This is a genomic window from Microvirga sp. P5_D2 (assembly GCF_054049475.1).
This window is the reverse complement of sequence record NZ_JBFUMH010000114.1, coordinates 1-17,495: the sequence shown is the minus strand read 5'-3', so window position 1 is coordinate 17,495 and position 17,495 is coordinate 1. Positions and strand designations below refer to the sequence as shown.

Annotated in this window: 15 protein-coding genes and 3 pseudogenes; 10 read left to right on the top strand and 8 right to left on the bottom strand. The window is 61.9% G+C overall.

What is annotated here, in order from left to right; all coding sequences use genetic code 11:
* A partial coding sequence (locus tag ACXJKO_RS22280) for a transposase (RefSeq protein ID WP_457093259.1) occupies positions 1 to 220 on the top strand: 220 nt, incomplete at its 5' end.
* Positions 221 to 257: 37 nt separating this feature from the next.
* Here the strand turns inward: ACXJKO_RS22280 and ACXJKO_RS22275 are convergent.
* The 3 genes from ACXJKO_RS22275 to ACXJKO_RS22265 all read right to left on the bottom strand — a co-directional run bounded on the left by ACXJKO_RS22275 (position 258) and on the right by ACXJKO_RS22265 (position 3,471).
* Positions 258 to 527 (bottom strand): response regulator, encoded by a 270-nt coding sequence (locus tag ACXJKO_RS22275; protein WP_457093258.1) that lies wholly within the window; start codon positions 525 to 527, stop codon positions 258 to 260.
* A gap of 423 nt (positions 528 to 950) precedes the next feature.
* Positions 951 to 1,586, bottom strand: a complete 636-nt coding sequence (locus tag ACXJKO_RS22270) for a response regulator (protein WP_457093257.1) — start codon at positions 1,584 to 1,586, stop codon at positions 951 to 953.
* 139 nt (positions 1,587 to 1,725) lie between these two features.
* The gene (locus ACXJKO_RS22265; RefSeq protein WP_457093256.1) at positions 1,726 to 3,471 is read right to left on the bottom strand and encodes a sensor histidine kinase; all 1,746 of its coding nucleotides are present in this window, start codon (positions 3,469 to 3,471) and stop codon (positions 1,726 to 1,728) included.
* A 279-nt stretch (positions 3,472 to 3,750) separates the two neighbouring features.
* Between ACXJKO_RS22265 and ACXJKO_RS22260 the strand changes: the two are divergent.
* The 9 genes and pseudogenes from ACXJKO_RS22260 to ACXJKO_RS22220 form a co-directional block, all read left to right on the top strand.
* A pseudogene (locus ACXJKO_RS22260) lies at positions 3,751 to 4,002 on the top strand (SUMF1/EgtB/PvdO family nonheme iron enzyme); the annotation flags it as partial.
* A gap of 22 nt (positions 4,003 to 4,024) precedes the next feature.
* Positions 4,025 to 4,214 (top strand): annotated as a pseudogene (locus ACXJKO_RS22255) (SUMF1/EgtB/PvdO family nonheme iron enzyme); the annotation flags it as partial.
* A gap of 104 nt (positions 4,215 to 4,318) precedes the next feature.
* Positions 4,319 to 5,974 carry an arylsulfatase gene (locus tag ACXJKO_RS22250; protein WP_457093260.1) on the top strand — a complete coding sequence of 552 codons (1,656 nt, stop codon included), beginning with the start codon at positions 4,319 to 4,321 and terminating at the stop codon, positions 5,972 to 5,974.
* Positions 5,975 to 6,121: 147 nt separating this feature from the next.
* Entirely contained in the window at positions 6,122 to 6,490 is a 369-nt protein-coding gene (locus tag ACXJKO_RS22245) for an Ig-like domain-containing protein (RefSeq protein WP_457093255.1), read from the top strand.
* 101 nt (positions 6,491 to 6,591) lie between these two features.
* The gene (locus ACXJKO_RS22240) at positions 6,592 to 8,181 is read left to right on the top strand and encodes an arylsulfatase (protein ID WP_457093254.1); all 1,590 of its coding nucleotides are present in this window, start codon (positions 6,592 to 6,594) and stop codon (positions 8,179 to 8,181) included.
* 43 nt (positions 8,182 to 8,224) lie between these two features.
* A complete protein-coding gene (locus tag ACXJKO_RS22235) occupies positions 8,225 to 8,509 on the top strand; it encodes a hypothetical protein (protein WP_457093253.1) in 285 nt (94 codons plus the stop codon).
* A 48-nt stretch (positions 8,510 to 8,557) separates the two neighbouring features.
* The gene (locus tag ACXJKO_RS22230) at positions 8,558 to 9,553 is read left to right on the top strand and encodes an HAD family hydrolase (protein ID WP_457093252.1); all 996 of its coding nucleotides are present in this window, start codon (positions 8,558 to 8,560) and stop codon (positions 9,551 to 9,553) included.
* Between the two features lie 95 nt (positions 9,554 to 9,648).
* Positions 9,649 to 10,365 (top strand): hypothetical protein, encoded by a 717-nt coding sequence (locus ACXJKO_RS22225; protein ID WP_457093251.1) that lies wholly within the window; start codon positions 9,649 to 9,651, stop codon positions 10,363 to 10,365.
* Between the two features lie 144 nt (positions 10,366 to 10,509).
* On the top strand, positions 10,510 to 11,649 hold the full coding sequence (locus ACXJKO_RS22220; RefSeq protein ID WP_457093250.1) for an AI-2E family transporter: 1,140 nt from the start codon (positions 10,510 to 10,512) through the stop codon (positions 11,647 to 11,649).
* Positions 11,650 to 11,892: 243 nt separating this feature from the next.
* On the opposite strand, the pseudogene ACXJKO_RS22215 reads toward ACXJKO_RS22220, so the two are convergent.
* From ACXJKO_RS22215 to ACXJKO_RS22195, 5 genes and pseudogenes are all read right to left on the bottom strand, one after another.
* Positions 11,893 to 12,343 (bottom strand): annotated as a pseudogene (locus ACXJKO_RS22215) (hypothetical protein).
* 131 nt (positions 12,344 to 12,474) lie between these two features.
* Positions 12,475 to 13,281 (bottom strand): enoyl-ACP reductase FabI, encoded by an 807-nt coding sequence (gene fabI / locus ACXJKO_RS22210; RefSeq protein ID WP_457093249.1) that lies wholly within the window; start codon positions 13,279 to 13,281, stop codon positions 12,475 to 12,477.
* Positions 13,278 to 15,683, bottom strand: coding sequence for a DUF3141 domain-containing protein (locus ACXJKO_RS22205; protein ID WP_457093248.1), 2,406 nt, complete (start codon positions 15,681 to 15,683; stop codon positions 13,278 to 13,280). The genes fabI and ACXJKO_RS22205 overlap by 4 nt, the downstream gene beginning before the upstream one ends.
* Positions 15,684 to 15,712: 29 nt before the next feature.
* Positions 15,713 to 16,225, bottom strand: coding sequence for a hypothetical protein (locus tag ACXJKO_RS22200; RefSeq protein ID WP_457093247.1), 513 nt, complete (start codon positions 16,223 to 16,225; stop codon positions 15,713 to 15,715).
* 14 nt (positions 16,226 to 16,239) lie between these two features.
* On the bottom strand, positions 16,240 to 17,448 hold the full coding sequence (locus tag ACXJKO_RS22195; protein ID WP_457093246.1) for an acetate/propionate family kinase: 1,209 nt from the start codon (positions 17,446 to 17,448) through the stop codon (positions 16,240 to 16,242).
* Positions 17,449 to 17,495 lie beyond the last annotated feature (47 nt).

Genomic DNA, 17,495 nt, shown 5'->3' with positions numbered 1-17,495 from the left:
GTGTCTGAAGCAACGCGGAGCCTGGTTCCTGTTCCTGCCGGCTTATTCGCCCGATATGAACCCCATTGAACAGGCCTTCGCCAAGATCAAGGCACACTTGCGCAAGGCCGAGGCGCGAACGTTCGACGCGCTCTGGCGCGCCCTCGGCGACATCTGCGATTTGTTTGAGCCGCACGAGTGTTGGAACTTCCTCAGGGCTGCCGGATATGCGTCCGTTTAACCGTCCGATGCTTTAGGCTCGGCGTGGGCAGAGTGGGTCAGCCCAAGATAATGATGCCGATGTACGGCCACCGCCGCATGATGAAGCGTGCCAAGTCGAGCCCCCTGAGACAACCGGGCATATCAATCTCGGTGACCACTAAGCGGATGTCGCTGCGGGATTCAAGGGAGCTGAGAGCCTCGTCGGTGCTGGCAACCTCAATGACCTCGAAGTCATTGGCGATCAAGTGATCTGTGGTGGCAATGCAGACCTGTCGCTCGCTATGGGCCAGCAGGACGGGCGTCTGCAGGGCTGGGACAGGCGTCATCTTGTGCCTCCTGCCTGCGCCGATGATAACAGATCGGCTTGGATGAGGCGAGGAGCTTGAACGCGAGACAGGACTTTGAACAAACCCGCTGGGGAGTGGCGCACCGTGACGAGGCGTGCTGTCTTCAGCGTTCGATCAGGTTGCTCCCAAGCGCGATAGAGCGGAGCCGAGCTGAAGCCACCACTCAGTGGCTTATTCCTTGTGCGGCCAGAGCGTCAGCTGTGGGAGACCTTCAGAAAATGCGGCTAGTGTCCCATAACATCTCGGCGGCCACAGCACAGCGTGCCTAGTGGTTAAGGCTCCCGGCTTAATTTTCGAGAACTGCGTTCGGCAACACCATCGCCTTAGCCTCGCAGAAGGCCGGCTAATGATGGGGCATCCGTGTGAAGCGATGCAGCCATACCGATCCTCCTTTCCGCAGATTTATGCGTCCACGATCTTGTTGCGGATCGCGTAGCGGATGAGGGCGGCCGTCGTGTCGAGGTTGAGCTTGCGCAGGGCCGTGGCGCGATGGGTCTCGACGGTCTTGGTGCTGATGCTGAGGATGTCGGCGATCTGCTTGCTGGTCTTGCCCTCGGCGATCAGTTGGACGACGGCCTTCTCACGGGATGTCAGCGCCGACGCGTCTACCGATCCTTTCGCCAGGTAGGTCTCGAGCAAGGTCTGAGAGACCTTTCCGGTGAAGAACGGCTTGTGGGCGGTCAGGCTCTCCACCGCCGCAACGAGGAACTGCATGGCATCGGACTTGAGCAGGAAGCCACGGGCACCCGCCTCGAGCACATCCCTTATCAGGCTGTCGGTATCGTGCATGGTGAAGACCAGAACTTCTACGCCGGGAAGGCGGCTCCTGATCTGCCGGGTGACCTCGACCCCGTTTATCAATGGCAGTCCATAGTCGATGACGACGATGTCGGGCCGCGTGGCCAGGGCCCGGTCGATGGCTTCCTTCCCATCCCGGGCCTCACCGACGATCTCCCAGCCTCCGTGCCCCTCCAGGATTGTCCGGACGCCGGAGCGGACCACGTCGTGATCGTCGGCGATCAGGATGCGCGTCATCATCGAACGTCCTTCGGCGGTGGCCTCTGCCGTCCCGGCGGGTCCGAGCCCGGCGGGTCCGAGCCGTTGGCAGGATACATGCAGGCGTGGATAGCCTCACTTGTGCAAAACCCTGAATTCGCCAGAGGCAGACCCTGAATCTTCAAGTGGGAGCCTCGCCATCGGTCTTGGCCGCTTGCGTCAGCCAGGAGGCGGATATGTGCCGGGCTGGAATCAGTGTGCGCTCGGTCACCGGGACAGGAACGATTGCGACGATGGAGGTGCCGCCCGGACCGGACCTAATCCTCAGGTCGCCGCCGAACTGCTCCAAGCGAGCTCGCATGCCGGCGATGCCGACACCGAGCCTGACTGGCTCGCCAGGCCGCTCGCGATCTTCCATCCCACTGCCGTCGTCACGGATGCGTATCACGAGCTGTTCCCACCTGATCCTGGCGACGACCGATACATGGGAGGCACCGGCGTGCCGATGCACGTTGGTCAGGGCTTCCTGCACCACACGCAGGACGGCTCGCTGAAGCTCCGGCGGCAGGTCGTCGACCTCCTCCGGAATTCGGATGCGGGCGATGAGCCTGGTGCGCCCGGCAAAGCCCTCGGCGAAGTCCCGCAAGGTGGCCTGGAGACCGTCATTCGCAAGATTCGGAGGATGCAGCAGGTATGTGAAGATGCGCAGCTCCCGCAGGGCCTCGGCCTGAAGGCTCCCGATCTCTGCCAGGCCCTTGCGGGCCGCTGGGATTTGCGACACCGCTTCCTCAAGATTGGCGAGGCCGAGATTGGCCGCCACGAGGTGCTGTGCGGTGGAGTCATGCAGCTCGCGAGCGATCCGCTGGCGCTCCTCCTCCTGGAGGGCAAGCAACTGACCGGACAGTTCGCTCACCTGCCTCTTCGCCCCGGTGACCTGGTCTGACAGCGTTCGGAACGGCCGCTCCATCTGCCGCGCCATGAACCAAGCAGCTGTTGCGCCCGCGAGAAGGAGTAGGGCTGCGGGGCCTGCCATGCGCCACATCGCGGCGACGATCGGCGCATCGAGATCCGAGCGCGGCACCATGATCACAGTCGTCCAGTTCGTGCTTCCCGAACGGCGAAACGCGATAAGGACGGGCCGGCCCCGATCATCCATGGCTTCGATCTTACCCTCGACCGTATTATCCGGTCCGGTATCGGCCAGACGCGCGATCAGCGCTGCGGGCGCGGGAATGTCGGCCCCCTTGCGGTTGTCCCTGTCGAGAACGATCGGCTGGAGCTTGCGATCGTAGAGCCCCTTCATCCAGGCCGGAGGCATTGTCACGTCATCGAGAATGGCGCCGAGCCGCTCTCCCGTCAGAATGGTTGTGATGTGACCGCTCATTTGGCCGTCAGGGCCGTCGAGGCGCAGGCTCAGGGCCACGATGATGTTGCCCTTCATGGGCGCCATGATCCGGCCGGAGACAGTCCACCGCCGATCGCGGATCCGGTCAAGCTGCTCTTGGTAATTCGGGAAATCGACAATCCGCGGGAGCGGTGATCCGAAGGGCCGCAGGGTATTGGCGATCTGCCGGTCGCGGTCCCACAGGATCAGCCATGAGCCTTCCGGTGCTGGTGTCTGCTTGAGCTGATCGTAAAAGGCCTTGATGTCACCCGAGACGAGCGCCGGGGATTTCGACACCCCCTTCAAGAGATAGTTGACGGCGGCAACCTCCTGGTCGAAGCCGAAGGAAAGTGCCTTCGCGACATCCAAGGCATGATTACCGATCGCGCGCCGCTCCTCGAACGCGCGGGATAGCAACAGGGCCGCTGTGACAAGACACGCACCAATGGTGATCGCCATGAAGATCAAGGCGACCCGGCCACGCAGATGGGGCAGATGGCCATGGGGCGGACGCGTAATGGTCGTGACGGTGCCATCGCTCATGACGGCGATCTCTGGCCGCGAGGGCAACGCAACCGGACCGGAGCTGCGACGGAAGCCTCGATCCGCAATCATAAGCTAAACTCGGGCCTGATCCCTGTCGATACACAACGGCAAAGCCTGTGCCAACAACCGAGTTTTCGCTGGATTTCCCCCATTGGATGGTATGCGACCGGAGCCGTGATTCAGGGTCTGACTCCATCATAATCAGGGCGGACCCCAATAGACCTGCGGCGGCGGCTCGGACGACAGTACCGGCAAGCCAGCGCGAGAGCAGTGCCCATGTTGCAGCTTGAATCCAGGCATCGGGACCATCACCCAGCCGACGGCTCACATGCCGACATGATCCGGCTTCCCGGCGGCACGTTTCGGATGGGCTCGGACCGGCACTATCCTGATGAGGCGCCGGTCCACCGTGCCACCATCGATGGGTTCTGGATCGACGGTACGCCGATCACCCACCGCCAGTTCCAGCACTTCGTCGAGGCCACTGGTTATGTCACGGTTGCGGAAATCGCACCCGACCCGAAGGACTATCCCAGCGCCCTGCCGCGAGGACCAGAGCTACGCTCCCTGCGAGCCTGGGATTCAAATTCCACGCCGGGTGCTCAAAGGGTGGCTCGCATCTATGCGCGCCCAACTACTGTCGCCGCTACCGTCCGGCAGCGCGTCACCCGCAGCCGGTCGACACTTCGACGAGCCATGTCGGCTTCCGCTGCATCATCAGAGAGAGGAAGATCCAATGAACAGTGATCGTGCATCCTCACAAGCTCATGGCGGACGATCCCGCCTCCGGCGCATGAGGGCCAAGGCTGCCCTGATCGGGGCGACAGCCCTTGTCTGCGCCGCGATGGTCGCTCCGGCCGTTGCGCAAGCGCCGCAGCAGAAGCCCAACATCCTGTTCATCATGGGCGACGACATTGGTTGGATGCAGCCAAGCATTTACCACCAGGGCTTGATGGTCGGTGAAACGCCGAACATCGACCGCATCGGCCGGGAGGGTGCGAAGTTCACGACCTATTACGCCGAGCAGAGCTGCACGGCGGGTCGCAACGCCTTCTTCACCGGCATGCATCCGCTCAGGACCGGCATGATCCCGCCGCAACTGCCCGGCAGCCCCTCCTACCTGCGGCCCGGCACGCCCGCAATCGCCAAGTTCCTGCACGACCTCGGCTACAATACCGGCGAGTTCGGCAAGAACCACCTCGGCGACCATACCGATGCGCTGCCGACCGCGCACGGGTTCCAGGAATTCTGGGGCTACCTGTATCACCTCGACGCCATGCAGGGCGTGAGCTTCCCCGACATCAACAAGACGCCGACCGAGCAGACGGTCGCGCCGCCCTGCCGGAACACACCGATCCCCGGGCTGGCCCAGGATCCGGCGTCAGTCGATCCCGCGACCACCGTGTGCCTGACGCCGCCGCGTCCGGTGCTCTCGTGCAGGTCGTCGGATGGAACCGCGGCGAACCAGACCTGCAAGGATGAAGGACCGCTGACGCTCGAGCGTTCGAAGAGTGTGGACGAGGAGATCTCGGCCAAGGTCATCGACTTCCTCGACCGTAACGACCCAGAGAAGACCAAGAAACCGTTCTTCGCCTGGTACAACCCCGCGCGCATGCACGTCACGACCGTGCTGTCGGACAAATACATGGGGATGGTGGGCGAGCCCGGCGGCAAGGACTGGGGCGTCAACGAAGCCGGCATGAAGCAGATGGACGACAACATCGGCTATGTGCTGAAGAAGCTCGAGGAGATGGGTGAGCTCGACAACACGATCATCGCGTTCACCACCGACAACGGTGCCGAGACGATCTCCTACCCCGACGGCGGCACCACGCCGTTCAAGGGCGGCAAGCTGTCGACCTGGGAGGGCGGCATGCGCGCCCCGCTGGTTGTGCGCTGGCCGGGACACATCGAGCCGGGAACGATCAAGAACGACATCTTCGCGTCCCTCGACTGGCTGCCAACGCTCGTCGACATCGCCGGCGGCCCCAAGGGCAATGAGCTGAAGGCGCAGATCGAGCGGGGCGAGTATCCGGGGATCGTCAAGACGACCCTCGATGGCGTCAATCAGCGCGAATACCTGGAAGGCAAGTCGGCAAAGTCGGCGCGCGACACCTTCTTCTATTACTCGGGCAAGGATCCGTCCGCGGTCCGCTACAAGAACTGGAAGATCTACTTCGCGATGGTGTCCGATGCGCCGGCAGGCTTCCTCACTGGCGTCGTCCCCTACCACTGGAGCCAGGTCGTCAACATCAAGCGCGATCCCTTCGAGACGTCGATCGGGGAGCAGTCGAAGACTCTCTTGGGCATGGGCGGCGCCCTCGCAGGACCGGTCTCGGCCTACCTCTACGACTGGAACATGCTGCCGATCGGCCAAGTGCTCTGGCTGAGGGAACTCGAAACCTACAGGAAGTTCCCGCCGATGCAGGATCCCGCGAGCTACAACCTCGAACAGGTGATGGAGCAGCTCAAGAAGCCGCAAGCAACTCCAGGCCAGTGACCCGAGCCGAAGCAGGAACACGCGATTAGCCACCCAAGATCAACGGGCACCGCTCAGACAAGGTGCTCGCCGATTGCAAGCCAACAAGAAAACCCTGTGCATGGGGCGGACCTCGATCACATTCAGAGGAATAGAGAGGAGACCATCATGAAGAAGTCGTTATCGATCGTAGCGCTCCCGTTAGGGCTTCTGTTTGCCGGCCCGGCCCTTGCCCAGAGCATGTGTGTCATCGCAGGCAATCGCCCTATCATGGGGGCGAACATGTCCGCGGACTTCGACGTCCAGGCCGGACAGGGATGCATGTCCGACATCAGCCCTCAAGGTACGCTCGCCAGTTCGGAGATCAGCCAACGGCCCCAGCACGGGACCGTGAAGATGGTCGACAAGGACACGTGGACCTATGAGCCCACTGCGGGCTACCGCGGCCCCGACGCCTTCGCGATCACCGCGCAAGGCAAGAGCATTGACGAGAAGCCCGGCACGTCCGTGCTCAGCTTCAAGGTCAACGTCAAGTAGCCATGGGCTCCGACGAGCCGTTCATCCGGCCGACAAGAGACGCCGAGGTCTTGCGACCCCGGCGTCCGCAGGGAACGGACGCGCCATCAGAGGGAACGACAATGCGCATGATGAGGAACCTGGGGCTCGGTCTTCTGGCATCAGCCGCATCCATGATGGCGGCGCCGACGAGCGCGCAGCCGCAAAAGCCCAACATTGTCGTGATCATGGCCGACGATATCGGCTTCTGGAACATCAGCGCCTACAACCGCGGCATGATGGGCTATCGCACGCCCAATATCGACCGCATCGCCAATGAAGGCGCGATCTTCACCGATTATTACGGCCAGCAATCCTGCACCGCCGGCCGCGCCGCGTTCATCACCGGACAGAGTCCGATGCGAACGGGGCTCCTGAAAGTGGGGCTGCCCGGTGCGAAGGAGGGCTTGTCGGAGAAGGATCCCACGATCGCCGATCTGCTCAAGCCACAAGGCTATGCGACCGGCCAGTTCGGCAAGAACCATCTCGGCGACCGCAACGAGTTCCTACCGACGGTGCATGGCTTCGACGAGTTCTTCGGCAACCTCTATCACCTGAACGCCGAGGATGAGCCCGAGCATCCGGACTATCCGAAGAACCCTGCCTTCAGGGCGCAGTTCGGCCCGCGCGGTGTACTGAAGTGCACCGCCACGGCCACCGACACGCCAGGCGACGATCCGAGGTTCGGCCCGTGGGGCAAACAGAAATGTGACGATACCGGCCCGCTCACCAAGAAGCGCATGGAAACTATCGATGAGGAATTCCTCGCGGCCTCACTCGACTTTGTCGACCGTGCCAATCGCGATCAAAAGCCCTTCTTCCTGTGGTTCAATCCGAGCCGCATGCACATCTGGACGCGTCTCAAGCCCGAGTCGCAGGGGAAGACCGGCCTCGGAATCTATCCCGACGGCATGGTGGAACATGACGGGCAGGTCGGCCAGCTTCTCAAGAAGCTCGACGATCTCGGCATCGCCGACAACACGATCGTGATCTACACCACCGACAACGGCGCCGAGACCTTCTCATGGCCGGACGGCGGCACGACCCCGTTCCGTGGTGAGAAGAACACCAATTGGGAAGGCGGCTACCGCGTTCCAGCGATGATCCGGTGGCCGGGCCAGGTGCCTGCGCGAACCGAGATCAACGACATCGTCTCCGCCGAGGACTGGGCGACGACGCTTGTGGCAGCAGCCGGCGAACCGGACATCAACAACAAGCTCCTGCAAGGCTATGAGGCCGCGGGCAAGACCTTCAAGGTCCATCTGGACGGATATGACCAGCGTGACCTACTCGGCCGCAAGGCTCCGAACAAGCGCCGCGAATTCTTCTACTGGACCGACGACGGCAACCTTGCGGGCCTGCGCTACGACCAGTGGAAAGCAGTCTTCCTGGAACAGAAGGCGCATGGCTTCGACGTGTGGGCGCAGCCGATGGTGGAGCTACGCTTGCCGATGCTGTTCAACCTGCGTTCCGATCCGTTCGAACGGGCTCAGCACGAGGCCGGGGATTACGTCAGGTGGTTCATCGAGCATGCCTTCGTCCTCGTGCCGGCGCAAGCGCTCGTTGGGCAACATTTGATGAGCTTCCAGCAGTTTCCGCCACGCCAGAGACCCGGTTCCTTTTCGGTCGAACAGGCGATGGAGAAACTCAGGAATCCACCGTCGAGCAACTAACGCCGGTGAGAGGTTCTTTTTGAGCATAGGGGAGGAAACGGCGATGAGAAGCGTACTGACATTCCTTGCACTTACCGTGGCTGCGACAGCAGCGACCGCTCAGGTCGGACCACCGACGTCTCAGCGGACCTGCGGCGCCAACCGACAGCTCGTCCTGAAGGAAGGCGCAGTCGTGCTCGACACCGGACCCTCCACCTATGCCCGCTTCGTCAAGAACGGTTCGGAATGCCTCGTCGATCAGTTCCCCGAGCCGGCGTGGGTTCCAAGCTCCAACAATCCGCAATGCTTCATCGGGTATCGGTGCAAGGACGGATCCGACGATTTTTGAGTTTGGTTTTCGGCGCCTATTGAATGACGACCCTAACGGGAGGCACATATGCGCACGCGCCTGTCCTGGCTTGGCACCATGGCCCTGGTTGCAACCTGGATCTCGGTTGCTGTCGCCCAAACCGATCCGCTTCCATCATGGAACGACGGCCCGTCAAAACAGGCGATCGTCGCCTTCGTCACTGACGTGACGCGGGAAGGTTCTCCCGACTTCGTGCCGCTGCCGGAGCGGGTCGCTACCTTCGACAATGACGGTACGCTCTGGATCGAGCAGCCGATCTACGTCCAGTTTGCCTTTGCGTTGGACCGGGTCAAGGAGCTGGCGCCGCAGCATCCGGAATGGAATGACACGCAACCTTTCAAGGCAGTGCTCGACGGCGACATGGCGGCGCTCGCCGCCGCCGGCGAGAAAGGAGCCGTCGAGATCGTTGCCGCGACGCATGCGGACATGTCGCCGGCGCAATTCATCGGGATGGTCGGCGCTTGGCTCGCGACCGCCAAGCACCCCCGTTTCGACCGCCCCTACACCGAGCTCGTGTATCAGCCCATGCTGGAGGTCCTGGCCTATCTGCGGGCCAACGGCTTCAAGACGTTCATCGTCTCGGGCGGCGGAATCGAATTCATGAGGGCCTTCGCCGAGAAGAGCTATGGCATTCCGCCTGATCAGGTCGTGGGCTCGAGCATCGTCACCAGGTTCGAGCGCCGTGACGGGCTGCCGACCCTCTTCCGGTTGCCTCAGGTGAACTTCGTCGATGACGGACCGGGCAAGCCGGTCGGGATCAATCAGCATATCGGCCTCCGGCCCATCGCCGCCTTCGGGAATTCGGACGGCGACCTCGAGATGCTACAATGGACCACCGAAGCCGGCGGACGTCGCCTCGGCGTCGTGGTGCATCACACCGATGCGGAGCGCGAATACGCCTATGACCGCCAGTCGAAGGTCGGCCGCCTCGACAAGGCGCTCGATGCAGCTGCGGTGGATCGATGGACCGTTGTCGACATGAAGCGGGATTGGAAAACCATCTTCCCATTTGAGAAGCGCTGATCCGCGGCTGACCGACCTGTCAGGAGCCGTACATGGAGGCAACGTCCGAGTCGTGCGGGATGCCGAAGCCAGAGATGCAAAAGGGAGCTTACGCCATGCATACCAAGCAATTAGCCAGTCTTGTTCTGTTGATCGTCGGCATTGGCCCCGTCACCGCGGTCCTCGCGCAGGAGGCGACCGGCAACGCACGAATGCCCCTCGCAAAGACCATCGGTCGGGTCACTCCCACCGGACCAGTTCCGTCGCTAGCCGTTCTCAATGCAGCGGGTGCGAAGCTGGAGGGTGGCAAGCTGACCTTGACCGGCGTATCACCGAGTTCGATCGTCTTCGCTGATCGGCCCGTGCGTGCCGCGGGCCACGTGATGACCGAGCAGTTCATCATGCAATGGGACGAAGGCAAGGATAACTTCGCCAAGGATCCGCCCAACGCGACCGTGTCCGTTTTGGGCGGCGATGGCTCTAAAGTCAGCGATGCCGTGGTGACGCTGAAATCGCCGAAGCTCGAAGGCGGAAACCTGACCTTCGATGTTACGGTGCTGGAAGGGAGCTTGGCCGGGTCGAGCGGACCCGCGGCTCTGTTCATCGATCACTTCGGCGGCTTTGGCGGCGGCTTCCACGCTGGTGGGTTCAACGCCGCGCGCGTCGGTGGATACCGTGGCGCGTGGGCCGGCGACCGTTATTGGCACGCCCCCGTCTATCGTGGTGCCTGGTACGCGGGAGCGAGAGACTCCGCGGTAGGAGCAGCCTATAACTCATACGTCATACCGGATCAGTGCGGCTACTACCCGTATTCGCCCTGCGGCAACGAATAAGGGCCTTTGCGCTGACGCAGGATCTGACAAACTACAGCCCGGTTCTCGACCTAATCGAGAAGGCACCAATGGTGAGCCATGTAAGCGACTAGAGCATCGTCCGGTCATGGTGGAAAGCGCAATGAACTCCGTCGGAGGGAAGCGATGACGGTTGCTCGTCCGACCATCTTTTGGATCACGATTGCCTTTATCGCGATGGTGATGCTGGTGGTGTTGCGTGAGATCCTGCTGCCGTTCGCAGTCGGTATAGTGCTTGCCTATATGCTGGCCCCGGCCGTCGACCGGCTGGAACGGGCTGGGATCAATCGTTCACTCGCAGCCCTGATCCTCATCCTGCTGCTGGCCGTAGGCTTCGTTGGTCTCGTGCTGGTGACGCTTCCTGCACTCATCGGCGAACTACGGTTCTTCGTTGAGGAATTCCCTCGCTATGTTGCGCATGTTCAATCGCTTGTCGCCGATACGGGTCGGCCCTGGTTGCATAAGGTTATGGGCCAAGAACTCCGGATCGAGGAATCGGTCACCCACAGCGTTGCCACGATAGGCACTGCCTGGGTCGATGACTTTGTCCGTTCGTTATGGGCAAGCGGGAAGGCCGTGTTCTCTCTCCTCTCGCTGTTGGTCGTGGTCCCGATTGTCAGCATCTATCTTCTGGCTGACTGGGATCGGATGATGACCACACTCGACGGCTGGGTGCCGGCCAATCACCGCGAAGAGGTGCGCGCCCTCGGCCGGGAGATCCACGATACGGTCGCAGGTTTCATCCGGGGGCAGGTCGTCATTTGTCTCATGCTGGCCGTGTTCTACGCAGCTGCCCTGAGGTTGATAGGCCTTAACCATGCCATCCTGATCGGCCTCACCGCCGGCTTGATCAGCTTCGTCCCCTACCTTGGACTAAGCGTCGGCTTTGTCGTCGCGGCGTGCGTCGCGATTGCCCAGTCCTGGCCCGACTGGACGCCCCTGGTGGAGGTCGGAGGCATCTTCCTGATCGGAGAGATTCTTGCCGATTATGTGCTGTCRCCGCGGATCATCGGGAGGCGGGTCAACCTCAATCCGGTCTGGCTGATGTTCTCGCTGTTCGCCTTCGGTTACCTCTTTGGCTTTGTCGGCCTGCTGGTTGCGATTCCGCTTGCCGCGTCGCTGGGCGTCGTCCTGCGGTTCATGATGAAAAGGTCTTTGGCAGGACCGGCCCCGAATGCCGTACCGATGTCATCCGCCGTGGGCGTCATTGACCCGGGTGCAGACGGGCTCCGCGGTGGTGTAACGTCGGGTATAGTTCCTGAATGACCGCTGCGGGTCATGAGCGGAGCTTCCGTTACTCCTCAAGAAGGTCCGCTTAGCTCTGCAATGTGGACCCTCGCTGAGATCACTTGAGAATTCGCACAAGGACCTCTTCCAGCGCTTTGTTGGCTTGAGCTTGTGCAAGTGATGATGCCCCACCGTAGCTCGAACCACATCAAGAAGAGCGTGATTTCCTTCCCGATCCGCTTTCCTTACGGTAGCGGCGATAGAGATAGTCCGGCAGGATCGTCAGCAAGAGCAGAGCCGGGACGGAGTGATGGTCTTCGGCACATCGACCATACTCTCCTTCGCCTCTTCGGCGGGCGTGGCGGCGTTCCCGAGCTCTTCTGGCGTTTCCCCAGAACCCTCTCCAAGCTTCAGGCCGGCGATCTCTCAAGAGATCCCGCCATCCTGCGAAGTGGATTGCCGAAGTCGGGAGTGTCGATCAGAGCAAGCAGTAGGCCCGCCACCCAGAACGCATGAATATGCGTGAAGAGAGCGAGCAGACCCAGCACGGTGACGATTTCGAATTGCAGCTTGTGAGATCGATGCGCGATCCGCTAGGCAGCGTATGAAGGCGAAGGAACAGAAGTCCGACAGCGAGAACGGCCAACACAAGCACCGCAGCCATGATGACCATCAGGATATCAGTCTCGCCAGGGGCGGGGTGAGGAGCGGCAGAGTTCAGAGGCGCATTCATGCTGGCTCTCCAAGAAACGCCAAGACATCAGGTCCGTTGGCGGACGCAACTTTACCTCTGGGTTGCGTCAGAGATGGAAAAACCAGTTGTCATCGACACCTCCCGTTCCCCTTGGTCTCGAGTGCGACCTATCAGGCCATGATGCTGAGCCCGCCATCGACATAGGTCGTGGTGCCCGTCAGCCGTCGCGCAAAAGGTGTTGTCAGATACGCCGCAGTGAGGCCCACGTCGGCGATATCGACCAGCTCGCCGATCGGAGCCCGTTCGGTTGCTTCCGAAAGGAGGATATCGAAATCCTTCAATCCAGATGCCGCCCGGGTTTTCAGGGGCCCCGGAGAGACGGCGTGCACCCGGATATGCTTGTCGCCGAGCTCATAGGCGAGATAGCGCACGGCGCTTTCCAGCGCCGCCTTCACAGGCCCCATGAGGTTGTAGTTCGGAACCACCTTGTTCGCGCCGTGATAGCTCATCGCCAGGAGCGTGCCGCCCTCAGCCATCAAGGGTTCGGCGAGGCGGGCCATGCGGATGAAGGAGTGACAGGAAATGTCCATGGCTACCTTGAAGCCTTCGTCCGAACTATCGACAAGACGTCCCTGCAGATCCTCCTTCGGCGCAAAGGCGATGGAGTGAAGTGCGATGTCGAGGCTGCCCCAGGTTTCGCGGATCTGCTCGAAGACGGCTTCGAGCTCGCCGCTACGCCCCACATCGCAAGGCGCGAAAATCGATGCCCCAAGTTCCTCGGCCAGAGGCTCGACATAAGGCCGGGCCTTCTCGTTGAGATAGGTGACCGCGAGTTCCGCCCCGAGCTGACGGAAGACCCGGGCACAGCCATAGGCAATCGAATGCTCGTTGGCGATGCCGATGACGAGGGCACGCTTGCCGTGCAGGATCTTCGATTGAAGCGCGACTTGGGGCAGTTCGGTCGGATGATCGTTCATGAGCTTGCCCTTGTGCGTCTGTGGTCACGCGTTCGACGTTGAGAAGCCGACCGTGCCCGCGTCTTGGGGCGATCTTCTGTTTGGCTTTTCACCAGCGTCACGGTCATCGGCCCAGCCTCTGCTCGGTCTTCGGACAGAAGGTGTCGGATCTCAGCCAACAGCGAGACCTGCTTCGAATTGGCTTCGATCCGGCCCTCGATGCGGTCGAGCAGATCGAGCAGGCTGCGCCGGTCCTCGGGAGTTCGCAGAAGCTTCGGCAGCGCCGTGAGTGCCTTCACCGGCTCGAAGTCGACGATGTACGACTGCTCGCGAATGATCCCCCGGGCCACCTCTGCCGACATGTCGACAAGGCCGATGTCCTTACCGACGAGTTCGCGTGCTTTCTTCATGGCAGAGAGCCGCCGCCTTCCGGTGCCCTCCTTCGCCACCAGGAGGGCCGCACGGACGATGGCTTTCGTCCGGTCCCCATCCTCGATATGCGTTAGCGCCTCCTTGACCAGAGGCGTATCGCGGGCATCGAAGGGTTCTTCGGATACGTCGACCTGCTCGTCGTTCGCCATACCGATGCTGGCCGGGCCATAGGTGCGGAAGAAAGTGTTCTCCACCGCCGCGTCGCGCAGATCGCGATAGAAGTCCAACGAAGCGGAAGTCATGGCGGCCGTCCAGCGTTCCATCATGGCCATCGGGCCATCGTTATCGCGAGACAGACGGTTCGCCTTGGCCATGTCGGCCATGCCTTTGAGGGGCCACAGGAACGGATTGAGATCCGACACTGTCCAGCGCTGCGCCCTTTGCGGCTGCATTGCCCGTCTCAGGCTTGCGCCGGCGGGAGTCACCATCGTCGAGATGACGGGGTGAACGAAGGTCTCGTAGGCGGAGGCCAATGTTTCGGAGGTGGCCTCGACCGCCTTGAACGGCATCTCGTCCTTGCGTCCATATTTCTGCAGAACCTGCAGGTCTTCGACGCGTCGCTCGGTCAGCAGCACGTCATAGTGAACGCTTCCATCCCTGTTCTGCTCCTCGACCTGCATGCCGTAGAGGCCCGGCGGCAGATGCTCGATGTAGCCGATCAAATCGGTGATCTGAGTGTACTCGCGTTTGGCGACTTGGCCCGACACGAAGATCCCTAAATGGCCGACGCTCTCGTGCATCAGGCCGACAATGACCTGTCCGTTCGCCTTGAGCGCCTCCGTGGTCGGATAGAGATCGGCCACCCAGTTGAAAGCCTGCTGCGGCGGAGTGATGTTGTCGCCGAGCGACGCGAACAGGATGATCGGCGACTTGATGGCCCGCAGGTTGAAGGCGCGACCCTCGGACCATTCAGCATCACCGTCCGCGAGATTGTTTCCGACGAACAGGTTCTCGACGATCCATCGGATCTCCTCCCTGTTCATCAGGAAGAAACCGCCCCACCAGCGCTCGAACTCGAGGAAGCGCTCCGGTTCGGTGTCTATCTTCGAGAAGAGCGTGTAAAATTTGTCGAAGTAGGTGTTGGCCGGGTTAAGGTACTCGAAGTTCTCGACGAGGTAGGCTCCGTCGAATTTGCCCGCACCGAGATCGCTCGCCAGGAGTGCGGGCCAAGTGCCGCCGAGAATGCCCCCGGCATAGCGCATCGGGTTTTCGCCGTCGTTGCCGGCCCAATAGGACATCGGTGCCCCATTGATGACGATGGGGCCCACTAGGTCCGGCTCCATGGCGCCAACGAGCATCGAGGCCCATCCGCCCTGGCAGTTGCCGAAGAGGACAGGCTTGCGCGTTTTCGGATGACGCTCGCCGACGATACGGAGGAATTCCGCTTCGGCACGGGAGACATCCGCCAGTGTCTGCTCAGGCATCGGGTCGGGGAAGAAGATTACGCAATAGACAGGGTGCCCGGCCTTGAGAGCCACGCCTACCTGCGAATCCTGCTTGAACCCACCAATGCCCGGCCCATGGCCGGCCCGCGGGTCGATGATGACGAAGGGCCTCTGTTCCGGGTCGGTCCTGACACCTTCCGGCGGTACGATACGCACGAGGGCGTAGTTCACGGGGCGCTCGAATGTACGAGCGTCCGCAATCATCTCCCAGTCGAAGTCCAGCAGAGGCGGCTTGCCGGCCTTTTCATGTTCGATCCAGTTGTTGCCGCGCTGGCGCAGAGTGTCCCAGAACAGGATGGAGCGTTGCGAGAAGTCGAGCCAATAGGTGCTGGCGTCGCGCCAAAAATCCAGAGGCGACAGCGAACGGGTCGATCCGTCCTTCATCGGCTCACTCGCGGCCTTCACGGCATCGAGGTAGCGCTGCACTGCCTTGGTATAGCGCTCCTGGTAGACCTGTGTGACCTTGGTCTGCATGCGGCCAAATTCGGTCACTCGCGTTTCGAGCCCAGGCCGATCGGCTTCGGTCGTCGGTTTACGTCCTGGCATCGGAGCCATCCGCCTCTGCAAGATTGGGTTCACTTCTTGGTTTCACCCCATTTGAGGAAGAAGCCGACGTCGCCCGGCAGCCCGCCGGGCCATTCGATGATCTGCGCGCTGAGCTTGAAGCCTGCGGAACGAAGCTGATCGCGCCACAATTCGTAGGCTTGGCGCGGGCGTCCAGTGAGCGTATCCGGCCATTCCGGGTCCGCGTTGTTGATCGCGCGCCCATGGTCGTTGCACAGGGCATTGGGGAAGCGCATGACCATCAGCTCCGTCTGACCGCGCTCCGCCGCCGACCGAAGCTTGTTCCGCAGCGGCTGCAATATTTCCTTCAGCCGCTCAGGCGTCAGGTCGATGGGTTCGGCCATCCGCTTGATCAGGTCCTGACGAGCCTTCTCGGCCTGGTCCATGCCGTCGACGGACTTCATGGCCTTCGCCATGTGCATGTCAGTCATGTAGGTCCGCAGATCGGACGCCGACATGAACGTCTCGTCCCCGAGTTCCTGCAGGGCCTTGTTTTCGTCCGTCTTGTTCTTAAGCGTCTCCATGACAATCTCCCTGGTCAGGATGCGAGCTTGGCTTGCGTGGCGTCAAGGACGCTGCGGGTTTGCCGCGCGATCACGATTTCCTCATTGGTGGGGATGACCCATGCGGCGGGCCCGGATCCGATGGAAATCCGCGGGCCGCCGGCGCGGTTGGCGGCCTCGTCAAGCGAAAGGCCCATCCATGCGAGACCCGCGATCACCTCAGCCCGTGTAGCCACATCGTTCTCGCCGATCCCGGCGGTGAAGACGATACCGTCGATGCCACCGAGCGCCGCTGCGAGCGAACCCATTTCGCGGGTGATGTGATAGACGAACATGTCGATGGCGCGCTTGGCGTCTCCATCCGTTGCAGCCTTGGACCGCAGCACCCGCATGTCGTTCGAGATGCCGGAAACTCCGAGGAGCCCCGACTTGGTGTAGAGCACGCGCTCGGCTTCCTCCGGACTGAGCTTCATCTCCCGGAGCATGAAGAAGACGACGCCGGCATCGACAGCGCCGCAGCGAGTCCCCATCGGGAGTCCGTCGAGGGCCGAGAAGCCCATGGTCGTCGCAGCGCTTACTCCTTCCCGGAGAGCGCACAGGCTCGCGCCATTGCCGAGATGGGCGACGATCACGCGTCCCTTCGCCAGATGCGGATCGTAGTCCTTCAGCACGGATGCGATGTAGTCATAGGAGAGGCCATGAAAGCCGTAGCGCCGCACGCCGCGCTCCCGTATGTCGCGCGGCAGGGCAAACAGGCTTGCGATGTCGGACTGGGTCTGGTGAAAGGCCGTGTCGAAGCACGCGACCTGCGGCATTCCCGGCATGCGCCGACGGACGATCCGGATCGGCTCCAGGTTATGAGGCTGATGCAAAGGAGCGAGCGGCACCAGAGTCTCAAGGCTCTGGATGACGGCGTCATCGACGAGCACCGGGCCAGAGTAGGCCTCGCCTCCATGAACAACCCGGTGTCCGATGGCGGCAAGCTTGCGTCCTTCCTGATGCTGGCGCAGCCAGGAGATCAGGTGCATCAACGCTTCCTCGTGCCCGAACCGGTCGCCGGTACTCCAGGTCATCTCGTCGAGAAGGGTCCCATCCGTGTCCTTGACGACGAAGTGCGCCGATCCTCCCAGCCCTTCAAAGAGGCCCTTCCAGACGAGCCGCGGCTTAGTGCCTTCGAGCAGGTCAAAGACTTGGAATTTTAGGCTCGATGACCCTGCATTGAGGACGATGAGGACGGGGATCATTGCTCAGACCTCCGGGACGGCAAGGCGGTTGCGCTGAACATCGGCCA

What these genes read in the sequence shown, in the direction of transcription:
- ACXJKO_RS22245 (WP_457093255.1), top strand. Translation starts at nt 6,122, where the DNA reads ATGAAGAAGTCGTTATCGATCGTAGCGCTCCCGTTAGGGCTTCTGTTT.
- fabI (WP_457093249.1), bottom strand. Translation starts at nt 13,281, where the DNA reads ATGAACGATCATCCGACCGAACTGCCCCAAGTCGCGCTTCAATCGAAG.
- ACXJKO_RS22270 (WP_457093257.1), bottom strand. Translation starts at nt 1,586, where the DNA reads ATGATGACGCGCATCCTGATCGCCGACGATCACGACGTGGTCCGCTCC.
- ACXJKO_RS22230 (WP_457093252.1), top strand. Translation starts at nt 8,558, where the DNA reads ATGCGCACGCGCCTGTCCTGGCTTGGCACCATGGCCCTGGTTGCAACC.
- ACXJKO_RS22225 (WP_457093251.1), top strand. Translation starts at nt 9,649, where the DNA reads ATGCATACCAAGCAATTAGCCAGTCTTGTTCTGTTGATCGTCGGCATT.
- ACXJKO_RS22200 (WP_457093247.1), bottom strand. Translation starts at nt 16,225, where the DNA reads ATGGAGACGCTTAAGAACAAGACGGACGAAAACAAGGCCCTGCAGGAA.
- ACXJKO_RS22275 (WP_457093258.1), bottom strand. Translation starts at nt 527, where the DNA reads ATGACGCCTGTCCCAGCCCTGCAGACGCCCGTCCTGCTGGCCCATAGC.
- ACXJKO_RS22265 (WP_457093256.1), bottom strand. Translation starts at nt 3,471, where the DNA reads ATGAGCGATGGCACCGTCACGACCATTACGCGTCCGCCCCATGGCCAT.
- ACXJKO_RS22235 (WP_457093253.1), top strand. Translation starts at nt 8,225, where the DNA reads ATGAGAAGCGTACTGACATTCCTTGCACTTACCGTGGCTGCGACAGCA.
- ACXJKO_RS22240 (WP_457093254.1), top strand. Translation starts at nt 6,592, where the DNA reads ATGCGCATGATGAGGAACCTGGGGCTCGGTCTTCTGGCATCAGCCGCA.
- ACXJKO_RS22250 (WP_457093260.1), top strand. Translation starts at nt 4,319, where the DNA reads ATGGTCGCTCCGGCCGTTGCGCAAGCGCCGCAGCAGAAGCCCAACATC.
- ACXJKO_RS22205 (WP_457093248.1), bottom strand. Translation starts at nt 15,683, where the DNA reads ATGCCAGGACGTAAACCGACGACCGAAGCCGATCGGCCTGGGCTCGAA.
- ACXJKO_RS22195 (WP_457093246.1), bottom strand. Translation starts at nt 17,448, where the DNA reads ATGATCCCCGTCCTCATCGTCCTCAATGCAGGGTCATCGAGCCTAAAA.